At 39.0% G+C, this 23,108-nt stretch carries 27 protein-coding genes; 19 read left to right on the top strand and 8 right to left on the bottom strand.

What is annotated here, in order from left to right; genetic code table 11:
* The 13 genes from J2S08_RS01020 to J2S08_RS22340 are packed head-to-tail and all read left to right on the top strand — an operon-like array spanning position 1 to position 8,658.
* Positions 1-1,026, top strand: coding sequence for an XkdQ/YqbQ family protein (locus J2S08_RS01020; RefSeq protein WP_307225786.1), 1,026 nt, complete (start codon positions 1-3; stop codon positions 1,024-1,026).
* Positions 998-1,432, top strand: a complete 435-nt coding sequence (locus J2S08_RS01015) for a DUF2577 domain-containing protein (protein WP_307225784.1) — start codon at positions 998-1,000, stop codon at positions 1,430-1,432. The genes J2S08_RS01020 and J2S08_RS01015 overlap by 29 nt, the downstream gene beginning before the upstream one ends.
* The gene (locus J2S08_RS01010) at positions 1,432-1,863 is read left to right on the top strand and encodes a DUF2634 domain-containing protein (RefSeq protein WP_307225783.1); all 432 of its coding nucleotides are present in this window, start codon (positions 1,432-1,434) and stop codon (positions 1,861-1,863) included. Before J2S08_RS01015 ends, J2S08_RS01010 begins: the two co-directional genes overlap by 1 nt.
* Positions 1,860-2,900, top strand: a complete 1,041-nt coding sequence (locus J2S08_RS01005; RefSeq protein ID WP_307225781.1) for a baseplate J/gp47 family protein — start codon at positions 1,860-1,862, stop codon at positions 2,898-2,900. Before J2S08_RS01010 ends, J2S08_RS01005 begins: the two co-directional genes overlap by 4 nt.
* The gene (locus J2S08_RS01000; RefSeq protein ID WP_307225780.1) at positions 2,897-3,739 is read left to right on the top strand and encodes a YmfQ family protein; all 843 of its coding nucleotides are present in this window, start codon (positions 2,897-2,899) and stop codon (positions 3,737-3,739) included. The genes J2S08_RS01005 and J2S08_RS01000 overlap by 4 nt, the downstream gene beginning before the upstream one ends.
* On the top strand, positions 3,736-4,065 hold the full coding sequence (locus J2S08_RS00995) for a hypothetical protein (RefSeq protein ID WP_307225778.1): 330 nt from the start codon (positions 3,736-3,738) through the stop codon (positions 4,063-4,065). Before J2S08_RS01000 ends, J2S08_RS00995 begins: the two co-directional genes overlap by 4 nt.
* Positions 4,046-4,420: a hypothetical protein gene (locus J2S08_RS00990; protein WP_307225776.1), complete on the top strand. Its 375-nt coding sequence runs from the start codon at positions 4,046-4,048 to the stop codon at positions 4,418-4,420. The genes J2S08_RS00995 and J2S08_RS00990 overlap by 20 nt, the downstream gene beginning before the upstream one ends.
* Positions 4,421-4,438: 18 nt before the next feature.
* The gene (locus J2S08_RS00985; RefSeq protein WP_307225774.1) at positions 4,439-6,541 is read left to right on the top strand and encodes a glycoside hydrolase family 78 protein; all 2,103 of its coding nucleotides are present in this window, start codon (positions 4,439-4,441) and stop codon (positions 6,539-6,541) included.
* 14 nt (positions 6,542-6,555) lie between these two features.
* Entirely contained in the window at positions 6,556-6,768 is a 213-nt protein-coding gene (locus J2S08_RS00980; protein WP_307225772.1) for a hypothetical protein, read from the top strand.
* Entirely contained in the window at positions 6,765-6,905 is a 141-nt protein-coding gene (locus tag J2S08_RS00975) for an XkdX family protein (protein WP_307225770.1), read from the top strand. Before J2S08_RS00980 ends, J2S08_RS00975 begins: the two co-directional genes overlap by 4 nt.
* A gap of 32 nt (positions 6,906-6,937) precedes the next feature.
* Complete coding sequence (locus J2S08_RS00970; protein WP_307225768.1) at positions 6,938-7,135, top strand: BhlA/UviB family holin-like peptide; 198 nt, start codon at positions 6,938-6,940, stop codon at positions 7,133-7,135.
* 30 nt (positions 7,136-7,165) lie between these two features.
* Positions 7,166-7,411: a hypothetical protein gene (locus J2S08_RS00965; RefSeq protein WP_307225765.1), complete on the top strand. Its 246-nt coding sequence runs from the start codon at positions 7,166-7,168 to the stop codon at positions 7,409-7,411.
* Positions 7,411-8,658 carry an N-acetylmuramoyl-L-alanine amidase gene (locus tag J2S08_RS22340; protein WP_370875611.1) on the top strand — a complete coding sequence of 416 codons (1,248 nt, stop codon included), beginning with the start codon at positions 7,411-7,413 and terminating at the stop codon, positions 8,656-8,658. Before J2S08_RS00965 ends, J2S08_RS22340 begins: the two co-directional genes overlap by 1 nt.
* Before the next feature lie 158 nt (positions 8,659-8,816).
* Here J2S08_RS22340 and J2S08_RS00950 read toward each other — a convergent pair whose 3' ends face one another.
* The 8 genes from J2S08_RS00950 to J2S08_RS00915 form a co-directional block, all read right to left on the bottom strand.
* Complete coding sequence (locus tag J2S08_RS00950) at positions 8,817-9,341, bottom strand: type I-C CRISPR-associated protein Cas8c/Csd1 (RefSeq protein WP_307225763.1); 525 nt, start codon at positions 9,339-9,341, stop codon at positions 8,817-8,819.
* A 14-nt stretch (positions 9,342-9,355) separates the two neighbouring features.
* Positions 9,356-9,664 (bottom strand): hypothetical protein, encoded by a 309-nt coding sequence (locus J2S08_RS00945; protein ID WP_307225761.1) that lies wholly within the window; start codon positions 9,662-9,664, stop codon positions 9,356-9,358.
* A gap of 48 nt (positions 9,665-9,712) precedes the next feature.
* A complete protein-coding gene (locus J2S08_RS00940) occupies positions 9,713-10,132 on the bottom strand; it encodes a hypothetical protein (protein ID WP_307225760.1) in 420 nt (139 codons plus the stop codon).
* Between the two features lie 113 nt (positions 10,133-10,245).
* Positions 10,246-10,575 carry a hypothetical protein gene (locus J2S08_RS00935; protein WP_307225758.1) on the bottom strand — a complete coding sequence of 110 codons (330 nt, stop codon included), beginning with the start codon at positions 10,573-10,575 and terminating at the stop codon, positions 10,246-10,248.
* Positions 10,576-11,350: 775 nt separating this feature from the next.
* Positions 11,351-11,569, bottom strand: coding sequence for a DUF3955 domain-containing protein (locus J2S08_RS00930; RefSeq protein WP_307225757.1), 219 nt, complete (start codon positions 11,567-11,569; stop codon positions 11,351-11,353).
* Positions 11,570-11,601: 32 nt separating this feature from the next.
* Positions 11,602-11,808, bottom strand: a complete 207-nt coding sequence (locus tag J2S08_RS00925) for a helix-turn-helix domain-containing protein (RefSeq protein ID WP_307225755.1) — start codon at positions 11,806-11,808, stop codon at positions 11,602-11,604.
* Between the two features lie 11 nt (positions 11,809-11,819).
* Complete coding sequence (locus J2S08_RS00920; RefSeq protein WP_307225753.1) at positions 11,820-12,299, bottom strand: DUF2975 domain-containing protein; 480 nt, start codon at positions 12,297-12,299, stop codon at positions 11,820-11,822.
* 187 nt (positions 12,300-12,486) lie between these two features.
* Positions 12,487-13,845 carry an Nramp family divalent metal transporter gene (locus J2S08_RS00915; protein ID WP_307225751.1) on the bottom strand — a complete coding sequence of 453 codons (1,359 nt, stop codon included), beginning with the start codon at positions 13,843-13,845 and terminating at the stop codon, positions 12,487-12,489.
* A 960-nt stretch (positions 13,846-14,805) separates the two neighbouring features.
* On the opposite strand from J2S08_RS00915, the gene J2S08_RS00910 reads away from it, so the two are divergent.
* The 6 genes from J2S08_RS00910 (at position 14,806) to lonB (ending at position 22,994) form a co-directional block, all read left to right on the top strand.
* Positions 14,806-15,348, top strand: coding sequence for a hypothetical protein (locus J2S08_RS00910; protein WP_307225749.1), 543 nt, complete (start codon positions 14,806-14,808; stop codon positions 15,346-15,348).
* Between the two features lie 262 nt (positions 15,349-15,610).
* Entirely contained in the window at positions 15,611-15,787 is a 177-nt protein-coding gene (locus J2S08_RS00905) for a hypothetical protein (RefSeq protein ID WP_307225747.1), read from the top strand.
* Between the two features lie 519 nt (positions 15,788-16,306).
* On the top strand, positions 16,307-17,344 hold the full coding sequence (locus tag J2S08_RS00900) for a tetratricopeptide repeat protein (protein ID WP_307225745.1): 1,038 nt from the start codon (positions 16,307-16,309) through the stop codon (positions 17,342-17,344).
* Between the two features lie 296 nt (positions 17,345-17,640).
* Positions 17,641-18,927: a trigger factor gene (gene tig / locus J2S08_RS00895; RefSeq protein ID WP_307225743.1), complete on the top strand. Its 1,287-nt coding sequence runs from the start codon at positions 17,641-17,643 to the stop codon at positions 18,925-18,927.
* Positions 18,928-19,701: 774 nt separating this feature from the next.
* Positions 19,702-20,979 (top strand): ATP-dependent protease ATP-binding subunit ClpX, encoded by a 1,278-nt coding sequence (gene clpX, locus J2S08_RS00890; protein ID WP_307225741.1) that lies wholly within the window; start codon positions 19,702-19,704, stop codon positions 20,977-20,979.
* A gap of 383 nt (positions 20,980-21,362) precedes the next feature.
* The gene (gene lonB / locus J2S08_RS00885; protein ID WP_307225739.1) at positions 21,363-22,994 is read left to right on the top strand and encodes an ATP-dependent protease LonB; all 1,632 of its coding nucleotides are present in this window, start codon (positions 21,363-21,365) and stop codon (positions 22,992-22,994) included.
* Positions 22,995-23,108 lie beyond the last annotated feature (114 nt).

The following is a 23,108-nucleotide window of genomic DNA, read 5'->3' as shown; positions in this document are numbered from 1 at the left end:
ATGCGTGTAATTTATTTTCATAATGGGAAGATATATACATTAGATGGTTTAGTTAAATCGGTAAATATTTCCGGCGATATAGCAAAAGAAGCGCGCACTTGTAATGTCTCTTTAAATAATACACAAGATGGCCGTAAGAAGCTGTACCCTTTTGAGAATGGTGGGGAGATTCGTGTCCTTTACGAAAAGTCTGAGGTTTTCCGAGGTATCGTTTTCCAAACGGATATAAATGAAAAGGGAGAACAATCCTTAACAGCTTATGATTCTAACGTCTACTTATCTAAAAATAGTGACACGGTAAAATTTACGAATAAAAAAGCATCGCAAATCCTTAGTGAATTGTGCTCCAAATACGGCATAAAAACGGGAAAGATTGCTGACACGGGTTATGTTTTCAAACGTTTTATCCAACGAGGAAAAACGCTCTACGATATCGTAGTCCTAGCGCTAACGGAGACACGAAAGAAAAACGGACGACGCTTTATGTTGCGCAACACTGAAGGTGCTCTCGAATTAATCGAAGTATTAACGAAGGACACTCGCATCGTAATCGAAAGTGGCCGAAACTTAACCAATGCGACTTTTTCCGAATCAATCGAAGATCGCCGTACCCAAGTAAAGTTAACCGGTGGTGACGAGAAGAAACCGGCGGTAACGGCGGTTGTGAAGAGCGATGCAGGTATCGCAAAGTACGGTATCATGCAGCATTACGAACATAACGGCGAAGTCAAGGACGCTAATAAGCTAAATCAGTTAGCGACGCAATTGTTAGCGGAATTAAACAAAACGCAGCAGGATTTCGACGTAAGTGCGTTGGGTGACATCCGTATAAAATCGGGCGAATCTATAGTAGTACGCGACAGTGTTACGGGACTTTCGGGTGCTTTTTTCGTTTCAAACGATTCCCATAAGTTTGAAGCGAATAACGTATATACGATGTCTTTGAAATTATCACGAACGTTAGATTTAGCAGAAATTGACGGGGAGGTAGACGAGGATGCAGAAAAACCTAAGCGTGGAAGGTAGTCCGTATTCGCAGATCGTGCAGCTAATGCGTAAGCATGGAGAAAATAAACCGATTGACTGCGAAACTGGCGTAGTTGTTTCGGCTCCTCCGGATATTAAAATTCGGCTAGACAGTTCGCCTATTGAGCTTGACAAGGATGACTTAATAATACTTGAGCATTTAACGAGACACGAACGTGTAGTAACGCTAATGCATGAGCAGGAAGCCGAACGTGATCTTGGCGACAATACCGTAGAAGACGATCGAATAGACAACGGCATACCGGCTATCGTACCCGATACTTACGAACATAAAAACATAATATTGCGATTTGAAGACGTCCTGAAGCCGGGCGACCGTGTGTCAGTCGTATGTCTCGATGATCAAATGAAATTCGTCGTACTAGATCGGGCGGTGATGTACTGATGGCGCTGACTCCGAAGCATAGCTCGAAAGCACTGGATGACTATATCGACAACGTCGAACTAGCGGACGCACCAAAGCCTGAACCATCGTTGGCCTATCGTTTTGATTTCGAAACAGGTCGGATTAGTGGTGTAGTTGACGAAATGGAAGCGCTGAAACAATTCATTCGGAAAGCTCTTATTACGAGGCGGAGTCGTTATCTGATTTACGACGACGATTACGGTTGTGAGATTCCGGGTCTACTTGGTGAGGACGTAACAGATGGTTATTTGCAGTCGGAAATTCCTCGGATGGTTCGCGAGGCGCTTGTGTACGACGATCGAATCGAGGACGTTACAAATATCGTTGTTACACGCAAAAATGATTCGGTGTTCATTCAATTCACGGTAATTTCCATTTTCGGTGATATTGACGAGGGGGTGGTCTTGTGAGCGTACGGACTCAGTCGGAAATTTTAGAAAGCTTATTAAATAACATTCGCGATGACGTTAGTAAACGAAAAGGTGAGATCGTCTGGGATGTATCGGCAGCACTAGCCTACGAAGTCGAAATGCTTGAATGGGAAAACCATGCTACGCGTCTACTCGGATTTGCCGACACGTCTGAACATGAATATCTCGAACGACGAACGGCTGAACTTGGTATAACAAGAAAGCCTGCAACGAAGGCTGTCGGGCAAGTCGTTTTCACGGGCAGCAACGGCGCCGAAATACCTAAAGGCTTGCGAGTATTTACTAACAATACTACGCCTTTATATTTTGTAACGACCGAAAACGCAAAGATTATCGATGGTAAAGCGTCCGTGCCAGTCGAGGCCGTCGAAGCTGGCTCGGCAGGTAATATCGGGATTGGAGAAATCGTCGGCTATGAGCAAATCGTGGGCGGCATCGACGCCGTAGCGAATGAGACTGAATTTGCCGGTGGTGTGAACGCAGAGACCGACGAGGAGTTGCTCGGCCGTTATTTGTTTAAAGTTCGTAAGCCGATAACGTCCGGAAACGTGTATCACTACGAAAAATGGGCAACTGACATCGAGGGCGTTGCGGCAGCGCGTGTCTTTCCAATATGGGACGGTCCCGGCACGGTAAAAGTTGTGGTGATCGGTCGTGATGGAAAAGCGCCTGACGCCGTCGTCATGGATGCCGTAACCGAGCATATCGAACGGGAACGGCCGATCGGCGCAACAGTTACTGTCGTAGGTATCTCGGAAGTACCGTTATCAATTTCGGCAAAACTAACGCTTGCGGGCGACCTAAAAGCGGACGATGTCAAGCAAGATATTATCGATTCTATAACTGCATATATAGTAGAAGAAACTCGGATTATTAGGTATGCCAAAATTGCCAATGCGATCATCGAAACGAAACATGTGATCGATTATGAAGACTTATTAGTTAACGGAGGAACGGCAAACATTCCGATAGCACTTGACTCCGTTGCTGTCGTTGGCGAGGTTGATTTCGTATGATAAGCCAAACCAAGCGAAATTTGCACGAATACATGCCGCCATATTACGATCATTCGCCCGAATTGACCGCATTAACGGACATTGCCTCGGCCGAAATTGATCGTATACGTGCATTGATGCGGGACACTCTCGATCAGATGTTCGTTAGAACGGCAACGTGGGGACTTTCCGACTGGGAACGCGTACTCGACTTGCCGCCAATGAAACACGCCTCACTAGACGCTCGACGTGAACGCATTTTGGCAAAGCTAAACGGAAATGCCCCGGCGACTGTGCGCTACATGACCGACATCTTAAATTTGTTTGTTGAAAATAAGACCGGACAAATTATCGAACATAACGAAGAGTACTGGTTTGAAGTGCTAATGCCGATAGAAAGCCTTAATAGGTTGGCTGAAATAAAAAATGCGTTATCAGAAGTAAAGCCAGCACACCTTGAAGCAATTTTTATTGGCGAGTTTTATGCGATCTTATTAAGTTTTATTGACAACACCTACGACTTTCACGTCCAATACCCAATTTGCGGTGACATGCCACCGAGTGAAGCTCATGTCTCTATAGAAGAAGACGAAATGCGCGTCACAGAAGGTTCTTACGATTTCAGCGTTGAATACGAAGTAAGCGAAACGAAGGTTAGCAGTTTAAAAAAGGAAAAGACAGTCAGCATCGATCAAACTTATGATTTTGCTGTGGAATATCCGATCTGTGGCGAAATGCAACCGCCACAAGCGCAAGTTAAAAATAGTCATTTCAGATCGATAACAAAAGATAATAGCTACACCGTTAACGTCACATATCCGATTTGTGGCGATTTTTATTGCGGGGAGGAGATTTCATGATCACACCTTTATTAACCAGTCTTATTCAGCAAGACCTAAATCGTCATTTTAATAAAGCGAAAGTAACGATTAACGGCATCGAACAAGAATATGAAATTTACGAAACTATCATCCGAGATAACATCATAAAAAAATACGTCTATATCGAAGACGAGCCTAGCGGCTTGATCGAACGTGCGGTACTAGTTGATCAGTACGGACGTGAGCTAATAATCCAAGAACCAAACTTAGAAAAAGGCCAAGATGGCTGGATTATTTCATTTAAGCTTGTGATCGAAATCAAAGACGAAAGCGAGGTTGGTAACGTTGGCGGAAGAAAGGATTGAATTGCCGGATTTGTTAGCTGAGATATTCCAATATATCCCGACCGAATGGCGAGATAAAATAGATGACCCTGAGGGTGACCTATCCCATCCGGGTACACCATGGACAGCTCGTAGGGGGAACAACTTAGAAAAAGGAACGCAGCTTGCACATTTAAGATTAAATAACATCATTGCCTATCTCGAAGACATGACACATGTTCAGAAGAATCTTCGATTGGAATTTTTGTTGTTGAAAGCGTCTGTGACAAGTGGATTGACAAGTAACATCTTTGTCGAGAATTTTGATTCACTTGAGGATATCGACTTGACGCATGGCTCACACGATGTAGAGGATAGAAAAATTTATTTACGATAAGGAGGGAATAAGATAGCTATGTATTATTATAATAAATATAGAATTGACTCAAAAGTGATTGGATATGATCAAAAAGTTAAAGGTGAAACGTATATAGAATATGCCAGTTTGGACAGCGGTAGTATTGATCAACGGCCAATATATGATTCATGGCAAAAATATGAAATACACAATGGAAAGTTTCATGCGCGAGGTGAAAAGGAATCACACCTCCTACAAGAGACTCCATGGATGTATTATATGTTTGGTAACAATTGGAGAGAACCGGACCGTAATAGCGATCAAGGAGATTATTTATTTTTTAGAGGGAACAGTGATATTTATGGAATATATTTTAGTGTCAACTATATCGATACTAAATATAGAGAAGAAAGAGGAAGCTTGGTACAATCTAACATTCTAGCTGAATACAACGCTTACCCAACTGACGGCAAACACACTGACGGTTATTGGTATGTTAGAGGTAATATGTATGAAGGGCCAAATCCACCAACATCTATCACTTTATCGAAAACAAGCGGTTTACGAGTGGGAGACACTATAACTGTCAGTTGGTCTGGGGCATCCGATCCCGGAGATAAGATTACAAAACATTTCTTGGAAGTACAGAGAAATGGCGGCAGTTGGTCATCTGTTGCAACGAAGAATACGTCAAGCGGCTCAAGCAGCCATAGTTACACTATTCCGTCTGGCACAACGTCGATTCAGTTTAGAGCATGGGTAGAAAATACGCTAAATTACGTCTCACGAGCAATAGTATCTTCTAAATATACGGTAATGAATAATGTTCCGCCGAGAGCCGTTCCAGTCGAACCAAAAGGCGACCTTGCTAAAATCGCCATCGTTGACACAATCAACCCAGTCTTAGTTTGGAGGTTCGAAGACACCGACCTAGGGGACGCTCAATCGTCGTATCAAGTTTTTATTGTAGAAAATGCTACCAATAAAGTAGCCCACAACAGCGGGAAAATAGCATCCTCTCAATCTTTCTATATTGTTCCCGACTTAAAGTGGGCAACGAGGTACAAATGGAAAGCAAGAGTATGGGACAAATACGACTTAGCGAGCGAATATTCTTCGTATCAGTTTTTTCTACCAAAACGACCGCCAAACGTAACGGACGTGATGCCAGGAAGCCCCAACGTTGAAGAACCAGCAGGCACGGGAACAGCGCCAGAGTTCAGCTGGACGTTCGAGGATTTAGATCAACAAGCGCAGGCCGCATATCAGCTTAGAATTTACGACACAAAAGATGTCCTTATATATGATTCGGGAAGAATCGAGAAAACAATAAATATGCACAAAATCCCCGAAGGCATATTGACTGAAGGGACTATTTATTATGCCGTTGTGACGGTATGGGATCCGTTCGGCTTGGATAAGGACAGTGAAAAAGCGTATTTTGTGACGAACTCTACACCTACGCCGCCAACGCTTACGAATCCAGCAAATACCTATCGGACGGGCTTGCGACCGACTTTCGAGGGACTTATTGGATCGGATAAAGAAAACGATCCTCAACACTTTATCATCCAGATTTCGCAGGACGAAAAATTCGAGAAACACGTGCTTGAATTGTCATCCATGAATGACCGAAAAGGCTGGCAAGTGTCCGATGGCTCTCAGTGGTATGATCTGCCGGAGGAAGGCGTGGACAATAGTTACGAGGGTAAAGGCGTTCGCTATACTCTGCAAGTGGACTTAGACGAAGGCCGTACTTACTACTGGCGCCTTGCTGCGATTGATGCCAACACCAAAGCCCGCGGCAAGTGGTCAAACACTAGGTGTATTCGTTGTGGAAATACGTTGCAATTTAAGCTGAAAAGACCAATTGAAACAGGTAATACCGCAGCACGAAGAATATTAATTGCTGCCGACTACTACATGGCGCAAGATGGCATAAACAAGGCGACCATGAAAATCGAAGTTACAAATAACGCATTGGACACTAATCCAATGTGGGAGGATGCGACAGCCGCCTATCAAAATGCGGATTACTTCACGTTTTCCAATACGACAAAAACAGCGCAGCAATACGCGTTAGATATTCGTGTTACATTCTTGGCGAACGATTCATTGGGAGCTATCGAGATGCGCGGGCTTGGCTTCTCGTTCGATTAAGGGAGGGAATCACATTGAAAGCAATTACCGTAACGCCTTTGCAAGTTTTGCGTGAGAAAGAAAAGGAGTTAGAAGACAAGGATAAACAGCTACAGCAGCTTGGTTTTGCCTTGACAGAAGAAAAAATAAAGAATGCTCAGAAAGATGCGATGTTATCACAACTGGGGCAGGAAGTTACGCAATTAAAAATCGAGGTTCTTGCACTGAAAGGGGAGGCTAAACAATGAGTTATTGGGAGCTAGCTTACGGATGGGGATGGTGTTCTATTGATCAGCTTAGACTAGTTGTGCTGTACAAAGAAATCACATCCGAAGATTTCAAAAAAATCACAGGTGAAACTTACGAAGAAGAAAACGCCGAATAGGGCGTATTTTTATTTTTCGAAAGGAGTTAATGATGGAAGATGTAATGCAATATTTCTTAACACAAGGACCCTTTGCGGTCCTTTTTGTGTGGCTTTTTATCCACCAAATGAAGTCGTCCGAAGCGCGGGAATTACGCTATCAAAACCTACTCGAAGCGATGACAGCGAAGTACGACGACATTGCGGAAGAGATTCGAAAGATGAAAGATCGTTTACCCCCTCGGCAATAAAACAAAATAGGAAAAACAGGAGGCGTTTATATGTTCGAAATTTACGATATCGCATTAATTCCATTAATTCTTGGCGTGGTCGAATTGGCCAAACGGCTTGGCTTGCCGACTAAATATTCGCCAATAGTAGCGGTTGTGTTCGGCTTACTATTCGGCATATTTTACGTAGCCGACGGCCTAAAAGACGGCCTGATTATCGGCCTTGCTATGGGACTCGCTGCGAGTGGCCTATATAGTTTCGGCAAGAATGTAACGACTAAGGACGGTTCTAAATAATGAGTTTCATCGAAGAGATCGCCCCTCACGCACGGAAAGCAGCGGCGGAGTCGGATGTCCTAGCGTCACTAATACTCGCACAGGCCGTACTTGAGTCGGCTTGGGGGACATCGGAATTAGCGCAAAAAGGAAAGAATCTATTTGGTATAAAAGGCGAATACAAAGGGCAATCCGTTATGATTATTACTTCGGAATTCGTGAACGGAAAAGAAATCAAGGTAAACGCCGCCTTCCGTAAGTACCCGTCATGGCTTGAATCAATTCGTGACCTGACCGACAAATACGTAAACGGTGTGTCATGGAATAAGGACTTGTACAGGGCGGTTGTTGGCGAAAAGGATTATCGAAAGGCAGCGTGGGCAGTTAAAAACGCTGGCTATGCGACTGATCCTAAGTACGCCGAAAAGTTGATAGGCGTAATAGAAACGAATAATCTAACGAAATATGATGTTAATACGAAAGGAGTCGATTTAGATTTGCGTATAGCAATCGATGCAGGACACGGTAATAATACTCCGGGAAAACGTGCGCCAGACGATAGTATGCGAGAGTTTCATTTTAATAGCGTTGTGGCAAAATATGTAGTCGAAGAACTTCGGACATATCAAGGCGTGCTCGTCGAAATTACACATGACCCTTCAGGCATTCGCGATATCCCACTAAAAGAACGAACGGACAAAGCAAACCGATGGGGCGCCGATGCCTTCGTATCTATTCACGCTAATGCGGTAGGCTCTGCGTGGAGCAATGCGAACGGCATCGAGACTTATGTATATACGTCTAAGCCAGCGGGCGCTGTCGCCCTCGCGACGAAGGTGCAGGCTGCGCTAATAGCTTCGACCGGACTTCGTGATCGAGGCGTAAAGGTGGCCAATTTCCACGTGCTCCGCGAGACGAAAATGGACGCAATTCTAGTCGAATGTGGCTTTATGGATAATCCGGCAGAATTAGCGTTATTGAAGTCGGACAGTTATCGGCGCAAGTGTGCCCAAGCGATTGTTTCCGGTTTGGCGAAACAGTTTGGACTAAAAAAGAAGAGTGGCGTCGTAGCCCCTACAGTGCCAAAGGAGGAATCTTCAGTGGATAAAAATAAACCATCTGCATGGGCGAAGAAAGATTGGGACGAAGCTGTCGCTAATGGATATTTTGACGGCACACGTCCACAAGACAACATCACTCGTGAGGAAATGGCTGTTGTTGTGAATAGATTGAGAAACAATTTGCTGCCACTAATTTATAAGAAGTAAAATAAATAAAACAACCCTTGGATGCCTTATTTACCCAATATGACCATCCAAGGGTCTCGATTAGGTACACTAAAACCCAACACTACTTTAATTTTACCTTTTTCAAATTTTTTGTCAATTAAAAAATAGCCCTTCCCACAGAGAGGAGATGCTTAAATTTAAATATTCTCTAGATCATGCCTTTGCTTGTAAAAACCAAGTAGCCACTTATCTCCCAATGGTCTGTCGTCATAAGATTCCAATCCTATCTCGTCTACTATTTCATCAAATTGTTTCATCAATATATCTTCTTTTCTCCCAAATTTGTGCGTGTAATTCATCAAATCTTCATGGATTTTAACAAAAGTAGACATCGGCTTTTTCTGAAATTTTTCCATGTATTTATTTTGTACAGAGTATTTATCTTTTTCAAAAACACCACTACCAAACACATCTGCTGTGGCAAATAACTTTCCAAATAGCATGTCTCTATCTTTATTACCCAACACCTTTTCCCCCTTGAGTTTCAAATAACAATCGTACAGTTTTATAGCATTGCCAAACGTCATATTTTCAATATCCGATACACCTTTCGAGTATTTTGCAAGGACAGGCTGGCTAATGCCCGTCTCTTGGGATATTTTATAGTTAGATACATTTGACTCAAAAAGTAGAAATTCTATAGCTCGTTTTGCTTCTTGCATTTTTTAACACCTTCTTAGTAGAATATTTCTGCGTATCGATAATCATCTTCGATTTGCCAATGTGCAAAGCCTTCTTTGTAGTCTTTGTGTTTAGCTTTAGCTAATTTTTCTAAAACCCTATAATTGTATCTGTCATTTCTGCCGTAAAGATCGTCTTTGCTTATCAATGTAACGATCGAATCGCTGTGATAGGTCGGTATATCAAACACTTGTGTCCACGCTGACATATCTTCAAAATCGATAAAAATAACCGCATTCCCTTGCCAACCGTTAAATTCCTTGCGAGCATCTTCTAACCCTTTAAATAATTCTTTTACAGCCATTTTTTTTATTTCCTCCTTTTATATGTATGAGGGAAGAACCCTCTATAATTAAAGCCATTTTGGATCGATGTGGTTTTCAATCACAATAACCTCATCATTAAGACGAATTTCGATGTCTCCACAGTTCTTAGCGTAGTGGTACATTCGGATTGGAGCGCCTGTTAATTTATTCTTTCCAGTTCTGTATCTTTCAATTGGATTACGTTTGATATATTCTTTTCCTCTCCATGATTTTTCTTTTGAAAGAAGAGATACTTGAATGCCTTTGTCATCATTTATAACAAAGTAGCAAGAACCGTTTATGCCTTTTGGTAATTCACAAAATCCAATCTTACTTTCCATTCCCTTTAACACGATTGCCCACGCCATGCGAAGAGCTTCTGCAAAATAATCTTTAATCTTTCCACCAAATTTAGAAAAACCTTTTCTGGCAATTTGCCAAGCCTTCGTCATGACGATTTTCTTCATCGTTACTTCCCCCTTTGTTTTGATTAACTTAAGTATACTAAACTTAAGTATACTACGCAAGACTTTTTTAAAATTATTTTTGCCCAAACAAAAAACTCCCCTAAAAAGAGGAGTTATTGCCACCCAGACACCCACAGCACATTGTCATGACCAGCTTGTTGTTGTACTCGGAAATCAATACAATATATTGTTTTTTCTTTTTGCCTGTGCAAGATAATTTTTTCGATGTCATCTCGAAGCATTCGTTCTAAGCTAGGATTATATTTCATTTCTAGCCGAAATTCATCGCACAATCTTTCGATTTCATCTATTAATATCTTCCCGTCATTTATCAATTTATGATTTTCCTTTAAGACGGAAATCTCAAATTTAATAAGATCAGATGTTCGGATATCGATTGCTTCTCCATTGCGAATAACAAGAGTAACTTTCTTAACACCCATAGTAGCACCTACTCATCGAAGATATTTTAATTACTTAAACCTCACAATACCCTTGGTTTTTAGTTTAACATAACGGAAACAGATTCGAATACCGTTAACGCTTTTCTTCTATAATACGACGTGCTATAATGAAATCGGTCGAAAGTTCGGTAAATGACCGAATCAATGAGCGTATCAAATAGCGTTATATCAACGGTTAACACATAACACGTTACAGGTCGGTCGGGAGTTCGAATCTCTCCTGGGACGTATTTTAAGAAAAAACGCTCAAAACAGAATGATTTAATAAACGTCTGAAATGTTGATTTATCAACGTTTTGGGCGTTTTTTCTTATAACACCATTCTTTCAAACATTACTAAAAAAATAAGCATAAGTATTACATCAACTAATCCTGATTATAATGATAATCATTTTCATTATAATTTTCAACATAAATAAAAATCAAGGATGATGTTTACCCCATTAAGATAATCAAATATTCAAAGGGGTAAAACGGTTAAACTTTATTTCAAAGCTACAAATATCTTTTAGGCTTGTCTGAAAATATTATGACGAGAATTTAAAAAAAGACGCCCAACGGGACGTCTATTTAAAATCAATTTTTACATTATCATTTTTTATATAATCTCTACTTTCCCTAGAAAAAACGTGTAGTATCATTTCTAAGTCTTCTTCTATTTGACAGAGACCTTTATCGTAACTATGAATTATTAATACACACTCAGCTTTTTATCCTTTTTGATTTATTTACTATTATTTAGGTGACAATAACCTTAATTTTTATGTTTGCTTTTATTGAACACCGAAATAATAGCCACAAACAATAATGTAATAATCCCACTAAAAACAAAAAGATAACTTAATGGAATCAAGAAGAAAGGTTCAACCAAAGTACCGTCTGGTTCCAATCTTGCACCAATCATACTATAGATAACTAAACATAAAACCCCTAAAAATATTGGTGTGGAAGCTAATCGATATTTATTTTTCATCATATACTCTCCTTCATTTAATTAACCCTAATCTAATTTTTTTGATATTCTAGAATATCACCTGGTTGACATTCTAGAACTTCGCAAATTTTTTCTAAAGTAGAAAATTTAATCGCTTTTGCTTTTCCATTTTTTAAAATTGATACATTTGCCATTGTAATCCCTATTTTTTCAGATAATTCTGTAACACTCATTTTTCTTTTAGCCAACATAACATCAAGATTTACTATGATAGTCATCATTCAACACCTCATATCGTTAAATCGTTATCCTGCTTTATTTCACTAGCTTTTCTAACTAAATGAGAAAGCATGGAAGTAAATACGGAAATAACGACTGAGAAAAATAGTATCAGTAAAAAAACAAATAAAATGTTCATATAATAACTTCCGACTACGAAAATATAAAGTAATGCCCCAATGTATAAAACACCTTCAATTATTGATAAAACACTTATTATCTTCAATCTACTTGCATTTTTAATGGTAAAAGCCTGATCAGAGCCAATATCCGAACATATCTGCCACCCTAATGCTAAGGCAATGAAAAATGGAATTCCTGTAATCCAAATAAATGCAACAAAGGGCGTATACAGCACCTGCAAATTTTTTGAGTCTAGTAACATTTCCCTTCCAATTTCAGGACCAATATATATGCACAACAACAGACCAAAAAATCCACAAATAACAATGATCATTTTTAACCACGCTGATAATTCTTTCTGTTTCATAAAAAATCTCCCTTTCTTAGCAAGCTAACAATACAATAAACCGAAATACCTTTTAAGTCAATAAATATTTATCGTTTAACGATAAATATTTATTATTTCATACTATATTTAAGTTGAATGGGAAATGTTTCTGTATAAAAAAAGCAGGGAATTCCCTGCTTTTTTTATAATTCTCTAATTCAGTATGTTAGCCCAGGTCTTGACCTGTCACGATGATATATCCAACTAAGAAAATATTCAAGATGATAATGACAGCAGTACAAATCCAGGCTAGAACTTTAACCCATAAGCTGTTTGCAAATTCGCCCATTTTCTTTTTATCATTTGTAAACATCACCAGTGGAACGACTGCAAATGGAAGCTGTAAGCTCAATACCACTTGGCTCCATAGAAGCAAATCTCCTGTTCCTCTTGAACCCGCTATCCAAGTTACAATAAACGCAGGGATAACAGCAATTAAACGGGTAATCAGACGGCGAAGCCATGGTGCAATTTTTAAATTGATAAATCCTTCCATCACGATTTGCCCGGAGATTGTCCCAGTGATTGTTGAGTTTTGCCCAGAGGCAAGTAATGCGACAGCAAATAATGTACTTGCAATTCCGACACCTACTGTAGGGCTTAGTAATCGATAAGCCCCTTCAATTTCGGAAACATCCAACCCTGTTCCATGGAAAGCGGCGGCACCTAGTATCAAAATGGCAGAATTAATGAAGAATGCCCCCCCTAATGAAATGGTTGAATCCAATACAGAAAATTTAACTGCCTCTTTTTTACCTTCCTTGTTGCGTTTATACTGCCGCGTTTGCACGATTGACGAATGAAGATAAAGATTATGCGGCATAACGGTTGCTCCTAGAATTCCAAGTGAAATAAATAACATTTCGGGATTTGCAATGATTTCAGCCTTCGGGATATAGCCACTAAATAACGCCGATACATCCGGCTTCGAAACAATGACTTCAAAAGTAAAAATAACAAATATGGTCGCCATGAGGACGATAATAATTGATTCAATAATTCGAAACCCTTTTTTCTGAAGTAGAAGTAACAACAAGACATCAAGCGTTGTAATTAAAATACCGAGCAGCAAAGGAATTTGAAACAGTAAATTCAAAGCGATAGCGGAACCGATCACTTCTGCAAGATCGGTTGCGATAATCGCAAGCTCGGTTAATATCCAAAGAAACATCGCTGCTTTTTTACCTGTTGCATCTCGCGTAGCCTGTGCTAAATCCCGTCCTGTCACAATTCCAAGCTTAGCAGCTAAAGCTTGAAGTAGCATAGCAATTAAATTAGAAATCAAAATGATAGACAGCAGCGTATAACCAAATCGGGCACCACCAGCAATCGAAGTGGCCCAGTTTCCAGGATCGACATACCCAACAGCAACCAATGATCCCGGTCCTGCAAAAGCAAAAAATTTTCGCCAGAACCCCACATTTTTGGGAATTCGAACGGAGTTATTTACTTCTTCCAAGCTAATGCTTGAACTGGGTTTTAGCCATCCGTTAACTTCATTTGATTGTTTGGTTTTGTCATTCATAGATGCCCTCCTCAAGAAAACTTGTGTTAAGACAAGTAATTTGGCTGATGGAAACAATTAAAGTAAAAAATAACGGCTTTCATTTTTTTATGTAAGTATGGTAACTCTAATCATTTCCTATGTAAAACATTTTTTCAAACTTGAATGATGGTTTATCCCACATCTAACTGGCAGTAAGACCCCCACCTCGGGGAGTAAGAGGAATCAAAGAAAAGAAGTCTAGGTGGGGGATAACTGCTAGTAAATGTCCGATTGGTTCGGGCCGACAGGATGTCGGTCACAAAGGCGTTGCAACAGGACGTTGCGATCTTAGCCTTTGTTCTACTTCTTATCAGTGGGGGGGGGAGAGAAAACCCCCACTGATGGAAGTTTCACTTTATTTTGTCATCATTTTGTAGAACAATATTTTTAACCTTATAGTTAATAGATGCTTTTCAAAGGTTTCATCCGGTATTGGGATCGTTCCATTTATTAGCTTGTCAACTTTTTAAAAATCTTCTTTATGTATGATCATGTGTTTTTTAAGTATTTTTTAGACCTTTAAAAGAGAGTTACTAATTTTTTGTGTATTGGATTAATAATGAAAGGTGCGACGCCAAAGAGACTTTCATCAAAAAAAGAAAAAAAAGCCAGCTAACCGAATACTTCAGAAAGAATTCCGGTTAAGACTGGCGTTTTTCCTAAAAAGATTTAAGAAGTAATCTTTGACGTTAATAAGAGAACACAAGTAAACATAATGAATCAAACAGCAGCCTCCTCATCTGTGTGATAAGGGTGCAACACACAGCAGTTAATTTAAATTTAAAATACTTCTTTATCTGAAAGAACCTCCTATTTTCTTCATCTATCAAAAATATTCGTTTTTCCCATACTGTTTGTCCAATCAAAAGTACTTGAAAACCATAATATATTATCGTCAACTAACATTGACAAATAATTTAGTGTTAGGAGGTCATTTTTATGCCTATAGTTTTACAAGAATTTACAACGCCAACGAATACTTTAGTCATCGCTGACACTGCTGCGGCACCAGGAACGCTTCCTACACCCGCTGTTTTTCAACCACCAGCATTAACATCACCTGCAATAGATGGGAACAACAATTATATTTGGTCGCCAAATAATGCATCAGGGCAAACGGTTACGTTCCGAAGTACTTTTGCAGTCCCAGGACTTCCAATTCTTAGTGTAGTGTTGCCAGTTAGTGCCACATATGCATTTGCAGCAAATGAAACTGCAACAGTAACTGCTACGCTAGAAATTATAAATATACTCGGAGTGGTTGTACTAAGTATCCCATTATTTACAGATTCAAATGACGGAAACCCTCAGAACGTTGAAATTGCTGTAGGAGAAGCTTTAATTGCAGCTGGGGTATTAGTTGGCAATAGTGCGCGAATTGTAGTAGACGCAACAGTAACAGCACCAATCACACCTGGATATGATACAAATTTAGGACGATATCTCGGGGAATTAACAGTAAGTGCTTTGGTCTCTCTCTAGCCTGAACATTTTATTTCAATACTGTATTCACTCAATTGTATCCGTAAGGGTAAGGCCTTTACGGATATTTTTTATTCATTCAACATCTAATTTACATAATCCGAGTGTAACTCTTTTCATTATAGACAGCTGCACGACCTATCGTATTTCGTTTCATTTTATATTACTTACATTTGTTTATCCCACATCTAACTGGCAGTAAGACCCCCACCTCAAGAGTTAGAGTAATCAAGAAGTCTATGTGGGGGATAACTGCCAGTAAATGTCCGATTGGTTCGGGCCGACAGGACAAGGAAAGCTCCTTGAATCAGCATCGCACGAAGAAAAAGTGCTCTTCTTTTTTGAGGATGTCGGTCACAAAGGCGTTGCAACAGGACGTTGCGATCTTAGCCTTTGTTCTACTTCTTATCAGTGGGGGATGAGAGAAAACCCCCACTGATGGAAGTTTTACTTTATTGCGCAATATATTGGCAGACTTTCTTTCTGATTTTTAGTCATTTTTTATTATCTCGAACTTTTATAATTTCTTTACAACCGTTATACTTAAATAAGCGTTATATATAAGACCAGAAGCAGCTCCTAAAAAAGATAAAATTAACATATTTTACACAGAGAGCGTATGGAGTTTTTTAAACGTTCGAATATCAAGTGTAAAGAAGTTTGCCAAAAAAGGTAAACTTTTTTAGTTTTTATAGAGGCTGCCAAAGAAAATTTGATTTTTACTCACAATTTACTGGTAAGTAAGGCCTCTGGATTAAGATTAAAGGAATAGAAGAAGTCTAGGTAGGGGATAACTGAAAGTCAAAAGTCCAATTGGTAAATAGGAAAGCTTTTTGCATAGCAATGGGCGAAGAAAAAGGATTCCTTTTTCGAAAACGTTGCGTTCCTTGCCTTTCTAATAAGAAAAAACTTCTGAAAAATTTACTTTATATTTTCATGTTTATGAAGGATGATGAAAATGGAAAAACCAGGTGGAAAGAAACACATTAATAATTTGATACCTTTTCCTGGATTAGAAGATAGATTGCGTCATTTAGGTTTTGAATCTTTAGAACATCGTCAATATGAAAAAGCGATTCATTATTTTACAGAAGCAGCGAATTATGATCCAGAAGATGAAGAAATTGGAATGGGGCTTTTGTTAGCTTATTATGAGGCAGGCGCTTTTGAAAAAGCAAGGATTCATTGTGATGACATGTTAAGCAAAGGAATCGGCGATTATATAGAAATTTTCGATATATATTTAATGGTTTTGCTGCATTTACAGGAAGAAAGCAAAGTGACAGATGCCATTACGATGCTTATAGAGGAACAGCAGATCCCAGATGATAAATTGGAATATTATCAAGATTTGTTGCTGCTATGTGAAAGCAGGATGTCAAAAGAAACACCACTTGTGGGCTCACCAGAAAAAATAGTTGAAAAGCAGAGTGATTCGGTTATTCAAGAAAAATTGTTTAACAATGGGAATTTAAAAGAACAATCATTTCTTGCAGCACAATTGGCGCATAAAAATATTCATCCTTATATGGAAGAATTAATTGTCTATTTAAAAGATGCTCAAAAAGACCCATTTATTCAAGCTATTCTATTCCATGTTTTAAAAGAACATAGAATAGAAAAAGAAATTGAAGTACAGAAGCTTCATTTAAAGGGAACTTTTATCCCTGCCCATACAGCAAACGTGTTAGAAACACCGCTATATTTGCAAATGTTAGACACGCTTCAGAAAATCGTAGAGCAACAGGATCCTACCTTATACGAACAGATCACCGCCATGATGAAACACCACTTTTTTTTACTTTATCCATTTGAACCAGAGGAGGATAATGCACTGCTTTGGTCTGTTGCTTATCTATTACGGGCACAGGTATTATACGATCAGACACTAGATATAAAGAAAAATTGTGAGTTTTATTGTTTGGACGAAGCTGCCTTGCGGGCGGCACTTGCTTTTGTAGAAACGTTAGAGGGAATTTCGATACTTTATGAATGATAACACTCTTTCTTAATGCAAGGGGAAGCCATCTAATAAAAACTTCTTCTTCCCTTTTGTCTTATTTATGACTTTTAAACACAGACTTGAAACAAAAAAAACCTATGTTATAATAAAATGGTTATATCATGAACTTTTTTCAACACCTATCTTTATTTTAAAATATGACAAATTAAAATGAACAACTTGTTGTTCATTTATCAGGGATTTTTTAGGGTTGATCCCCTTTTTATCAGTGTACATGCTTGCAGTTTAAGCTCACTGATTCATTTTAACTGTTGTTGGAGGGAATGTGAATGTCAGTAAATTGGGAAAAAAAAGAAGGGAACAAAGGTGTTCTAACGGTTGAAGTAGATGTAGAAACTGTCAATAAAGGGTTAGATGCTTCTTTTAAAAAAATGGTAAAAAAAGTAAATATCCCTGGTTTTCGTAAAGGAAAAATACCACGTCCTATGTTTGAAAAAAGATTTGGTGTGGAATCTCTTTATGCAGATGCAGTAGATTTTATGCTTCCAGAAGCATATGCGGAAGCTGTTGATAAAGCAGGAATATTCCCTGTAGATCAGCCTGAAATTGACGTCGTGCAAATTGAAAAAGGCAAACCATTTATCTTTACTGCTGCTGTAACGGTTAAACCTGAAGTAAAGCTCGGCGAATACAAAGGTTTGGAAGTTGAAAAAGTAGAGACAGAAGTAACAGAGGAAGACATTGACAATGAACTGAAAACACTTCAAGAAAAATATGCAGAATTGATCCTTAAAGAAGGAGAAAAAGCTGAAGAAGGCGACACTGTCGTTATTGATTTTGAAGGTTTTGTAGATGGAGAAGCATTTGAAGGCGGCAAAGCAGAAAATTACACCATTGTTTTAGGTTCTAATACTTTTATTCCTGGCTTTGAAGAACAAATGATTGGCATAGAGGCAGGGGGAGAAAAAGATATTGAGGTCTCTTTCCCAGAGGAATATCATGCAGCAGAATTAGCTGGAAAGCCAGCTACTTTTAAAGTAAAGGTTCATGAAGTGAAAACAAAAGAATTGCCTGCTTTAGACGACGAATTTGCTAAAGATGTAGATGAAGAAGCAGAATCATTGGATGAACTAAAGGAAAGCATCAAAAAACGTCTAAAAGAGTCAAAAGAGCATGAAGCAAAACATAAAACGGAAGACACTGTGATCGAAAAAGCAACAGAAAATGCAGAAATCGATTTACCAGAAGTGATGGTTAAGAATGAAGTAGAACGCATGGTGCAAGAATTCGTTCAGCGTCTATCCATGCAAGGAATGAATCTTGAACTTTATACTCAGTATTCTGGACAAGATGAAGCAGCTCTAAGAACGCAAATGGAGCCAGAAGCAGAGAAGCGTGTTCGAATGAATTTAACGCTAGAGGCAATTGCTCAGAAAGAAAACTTAGAACCGACTGAAGAAGAAGTGAATGAAGAGCTGGAGAAAATGGCATCCATGTATCAAATGCAAGTAGATGAAATAAAGAAAGCATTAGGAAATTTGGATGGCATTCAAACAGATTTAAAAGTTCGTAAAGCGATTGATTTTCTTGTACAGAACAGTAAAATTGTTGCATAATAATATTGAAGCGACATATAACTGAAGAAATAATGACTGCGTTCAAGTACAAGATATTCATGGCAGGAAGTTGATTCACTAATCGCAAAGTATAAAAATATAAAAAAGCAAAACTGTATAGAACAAGGCGCGAAGGATTACTCGTGCCTTCTTTTATACAATCGTCTAAGGTAGTTTATACATACATAAATCTGTTAGAGATTGTTCAAATAGTCTGGGGAAAAGAGGTACTCTCTCCGGATCTCACATATAGTAATAACATCTACGGAATTTTACATTTTCAGAAAACATAGTCAGAACATCGCATCTAGTCCGGTCATTGAGGCTTTCAATCCTGAAACTTCTTGGCACTATTTCTCCTCTTTTGAACACACATCTTTAGCGAAAATAATTTGGAAATATTTTTACATAATGATGATAAGTGTTTTAGTTCCTGTCCTTGATTAATTATGATACAATGCAATACATCAATGTTTTAAAGTTGAAAACTCATGACGAATTTTCCAACCTTTTTATTTGAGTGATTCTTTTTTATGAAGACTATTACTACTTGTAAAAGGGAAAGCTCTATAATTAAGCTATATAATAAGGGAGGTAGCACCAAAGATTAGCTAAAGCTTCTCTATTATGTAAATAAAAGGTGATGATTGCTTTTTCTTGAAAAATGCTTTCTTTGTTTTTGATCATTCAGTCAAGCTTTTAGGATGCATGCCTACTGTTTGGTCTTCACGTTATAGATCGCTTCAAACCAGTTTTTATAAGGGGTGAAAACCATTGTTTAAATTCAACGATGAAAAGGGACAGTTAAAATGTTCTTTTTGTGGAAAGACACAGGATCAGGTCCGAAAGCTTGTTGCCGGACCAGGTGTATATATATGTGACGAGTGTATTGAGCTTTGTACAGAAATTGTAGAGGAAGAATTAGGATCTGAAGAAGAAGTAGAATTTAAGGACGTACCAAAACCTCGGGAAATTAGAGAAATTCTGCAAGAATATGTCATTGGCCAAGACCAAGCAAAAAAATCATTGGCTGTTGCAGTCTATAATCATTATAAGCGCATTAATTCCAACAGCAAAGTGGATGATGTGGAGCTCGCGAAAAGTAATATTGCGCTCATTGGACCTACTGGAAGCGGTAAAACCTTGTTGGCACAAACGCTTGCAAGGATATTAAATGTACCGTTTGCGATTGCTGATGCGACGTCATTAACAGAAGCAGGCTATGTTGGAGAAGATGTTGAAAATATTTTGTTAAAACTGATCCAGGCTGCTGATTATGACGTTGAGAAAGCGGAAAAAGGGATTATCTATATTGATGAAATTGATAAGGTAGCACGTAAATCGGAAAATCCATCTATTACACGTGATGTTTCTGGAGAAGGTGTGCAGCAAGCATTATTAAAAATTTTAGAGGGAACGGTTGCGAGTGTTCCGCCACAAGGTGGAAGAAAGCATCCTCACCAAGAATTTATTCAAATTGACACAACTAATATTTTGTTCATTTGCGGTGGCGCATTTGATGGTATTGAACAAATCATTAAACGGCGCTTAGGACAAAAAGTGATTGGTTTTGGTTCTGAGCCAACTAAAGTGAAAGAAGAAGACAGCAAATCTTTATTAACAAAAGTCGTTCCAGAAGATTTATTGAAATTTGGACTCATTCCAGAGTTCATTGGGCGTTTACCTGTAATTGCGAGTTTAGAGCCGCTTGATGAATCAGCACTCATTGAAATATTAACAAAGCCAAAAAATGCACTCGTTAAGCAATATCAGAAAATGCTGGAGCTCGATGATGTTGAATTGGAATTTGATGAATCAGCGCTTAAAGAAATAGCGAAAAAAGCAATTGAAAGAAAAACAGGCGCACGCGGTCTACGATCCATTATAGAAAGCATTATGCTTGAGGTAATGTTTGATCTGCCTTCTCGTGATGATATAAAAACATGCATTATCACAAAAGAATCTGTTCTTGATCAACAGCAGCCGCCAAAACTGCTGCTCTCAGATGGTACACCTGTAGATGCTGATAAAAAATCAAAAACATCTGCGTAAATCTTTTCTGGCGCTAAGCTAAGACGACACAATAAATTCGCTTACGTGATGTGGTAATGCTTAAGTGAAATGAGAAAATCATTTTTCATACTTACATGCCACACGGGAATCAAGAGATAGCAAGCAGCCTTGGACATCGATAAGCCAAGGCTGCTTTTGTATTCCGATAATTGGATATTTTTCAGGCAATAAAAAAAGTTTATTCCCGCTCTATCCAGGAGATACTAACCTTTAGTGAGATAACTAATTAAACGAGATCAAAAATGCTTTCGATCGTTTTATAATCACTTTTACTCAAGCGTTTTAAAGAACAAACAATTAATGAGAAAAGTGTTTCAATTCGATTGAATGCGGATAAAAAGGTTAGGCTGGAGGTTGATGTCATGCATTGGACAGGGATAGCATTAATGATTCAATTATTTTTTGGTGTGATTATCGGTTTATATTTTTGGAGTTTGCTTAAAAATCAACGAACACAGAAAGTATCCATCGATCGTGAATCGAGAAAAGAAATGGCGCAATTGCGAAAGCTGCGCTCCATCTCTTTAACAGAACCGTTAGCAGAACGAGTAAGACCAGCATCCTTTGGAGATATTGTTGGCCAGGAAGATGGTATCAAATCTCTTAAAGCTGCACTTTGCAGCCCTAACCCTCAGCACGTCATTATTTACGGGCCGCCTGGGGTAGGCAAGACAGCTGCTGCACGCCTTGTGTTGGAAGAGGCAAAACGTCAAGAAAAATCTCCTTTCCAACAAAATGCTGTATTTGTAGAATTGGACGCAACAACAGCCCGCTTTGATGAGCGTGGGATTGCGGATCCTCTCATAGGATCAGTGCATGATCCTATCTATCAAGGTGCAGGTGCCATGGGGCAAGCAGGCATTCCACAACCGAAACAAGGTGCTGTAACGAATGCACATGGAGGAGTTCTTTTTATTGATGAAATCGGAGAATTGCACTCGATTCAAATGAACAAACTTTTAAAAGTGTTAGAGGATCGTAAAGTATTTTTAGAAAGTGCATATTATAGTGAAGAAAATACACAAATCCCATTGCATATCCATGATATTTTTAAGAATGGGCTCCCTGCTGACTTTCGCTTAATAGGTGCCACAACAAGAACACCTAACGAAATACCAGCTGCAATTCGTTCACGATGCATGGAAGTTTTTTTTCGTGAACTGGATCAAGAAGAGATAATGATTGTTGCTAAAAAAGCCTGTGATAAAATGGAAGTGTCCATTCCGGAAAAAGGAATTCATTATTTAGCCTCACATGCTCGCAATGGCCGTGAAGCTGTTAATATTGTGCAAATAGCAGCTGGGCTCGCTATAACTGAAGGAAGAAATCACATTACGAATGAAGACATTGATTGGATTGTACAATCAAGCCAATTAATGCCAAGACCAGAGAAGAAAATTGCAGATAAAGCGAAAATTGGGCTAGTAAATGGCCTTGCAATTACTGGACCTAATTGCGGTATGCTGTTAGAAATTGAAGTGACGGTTATTCCTGCTAAGGAAAAAGGATCGATCAATATTACTGGTATTATCGAAGAAGAAAATATTGGCGGCCAAGGAAAATCTATTCGCCGAAAAAGTATGGCGAAAGGCTCTGTTGAAAATGTCATTACAGTACTGCGTACGATGGGTGTTCCAGCTGAGCAGTATGATATTCATGTTAACTTCCCTGGTGGTATTCCGATTGACGGACCTTCTGCTGGCATAGCAATGGCAACGGGCATCTATTCTGCTATTTATCGAATCCCAGTAAATAATGAGGTTGCGATGACGGGAGAGATAAGCATCCACGGAAGTGTAAAACCAATTGGCGGTATTTTAGCAAAGGTGAAAGCTGCAAAAAAAGCTGGTGTAAAAACAGTGATTGTTCCTTTTGAAAATATGCAAGCAATGTTGCATAAAATAAGCGGTATTCAAATTATTCCAGTTAAACAATTAGAAGAAGTGTATGAAGTGGCGCTTGTAAATAAATTTGAGCAGAAAGAAAGCATGTAGAATGATGAAAGAAGTGTGAATCGACTTGGAAGGGTGTACTAACTTCGTCCTGACAAATCAGATAAAATCGATTTGGTTTATCCCAAGTCGATTTTTTATGAAATGCGCTTTTCT

Source organism: Bacillus chungangensis, assembly GCF_030812995.1.
Classification (GTDB): Bacteria; Bacillota; Bacilli; order Bacillales; family Bacillaceae_C; genus Bacillus_CF; species Bacillus_CF chungangensis.
Note: the sequence above shows the minus strand (reverse complement) of the source record. Positions and strands in the feature narration are given on the sequence as shown.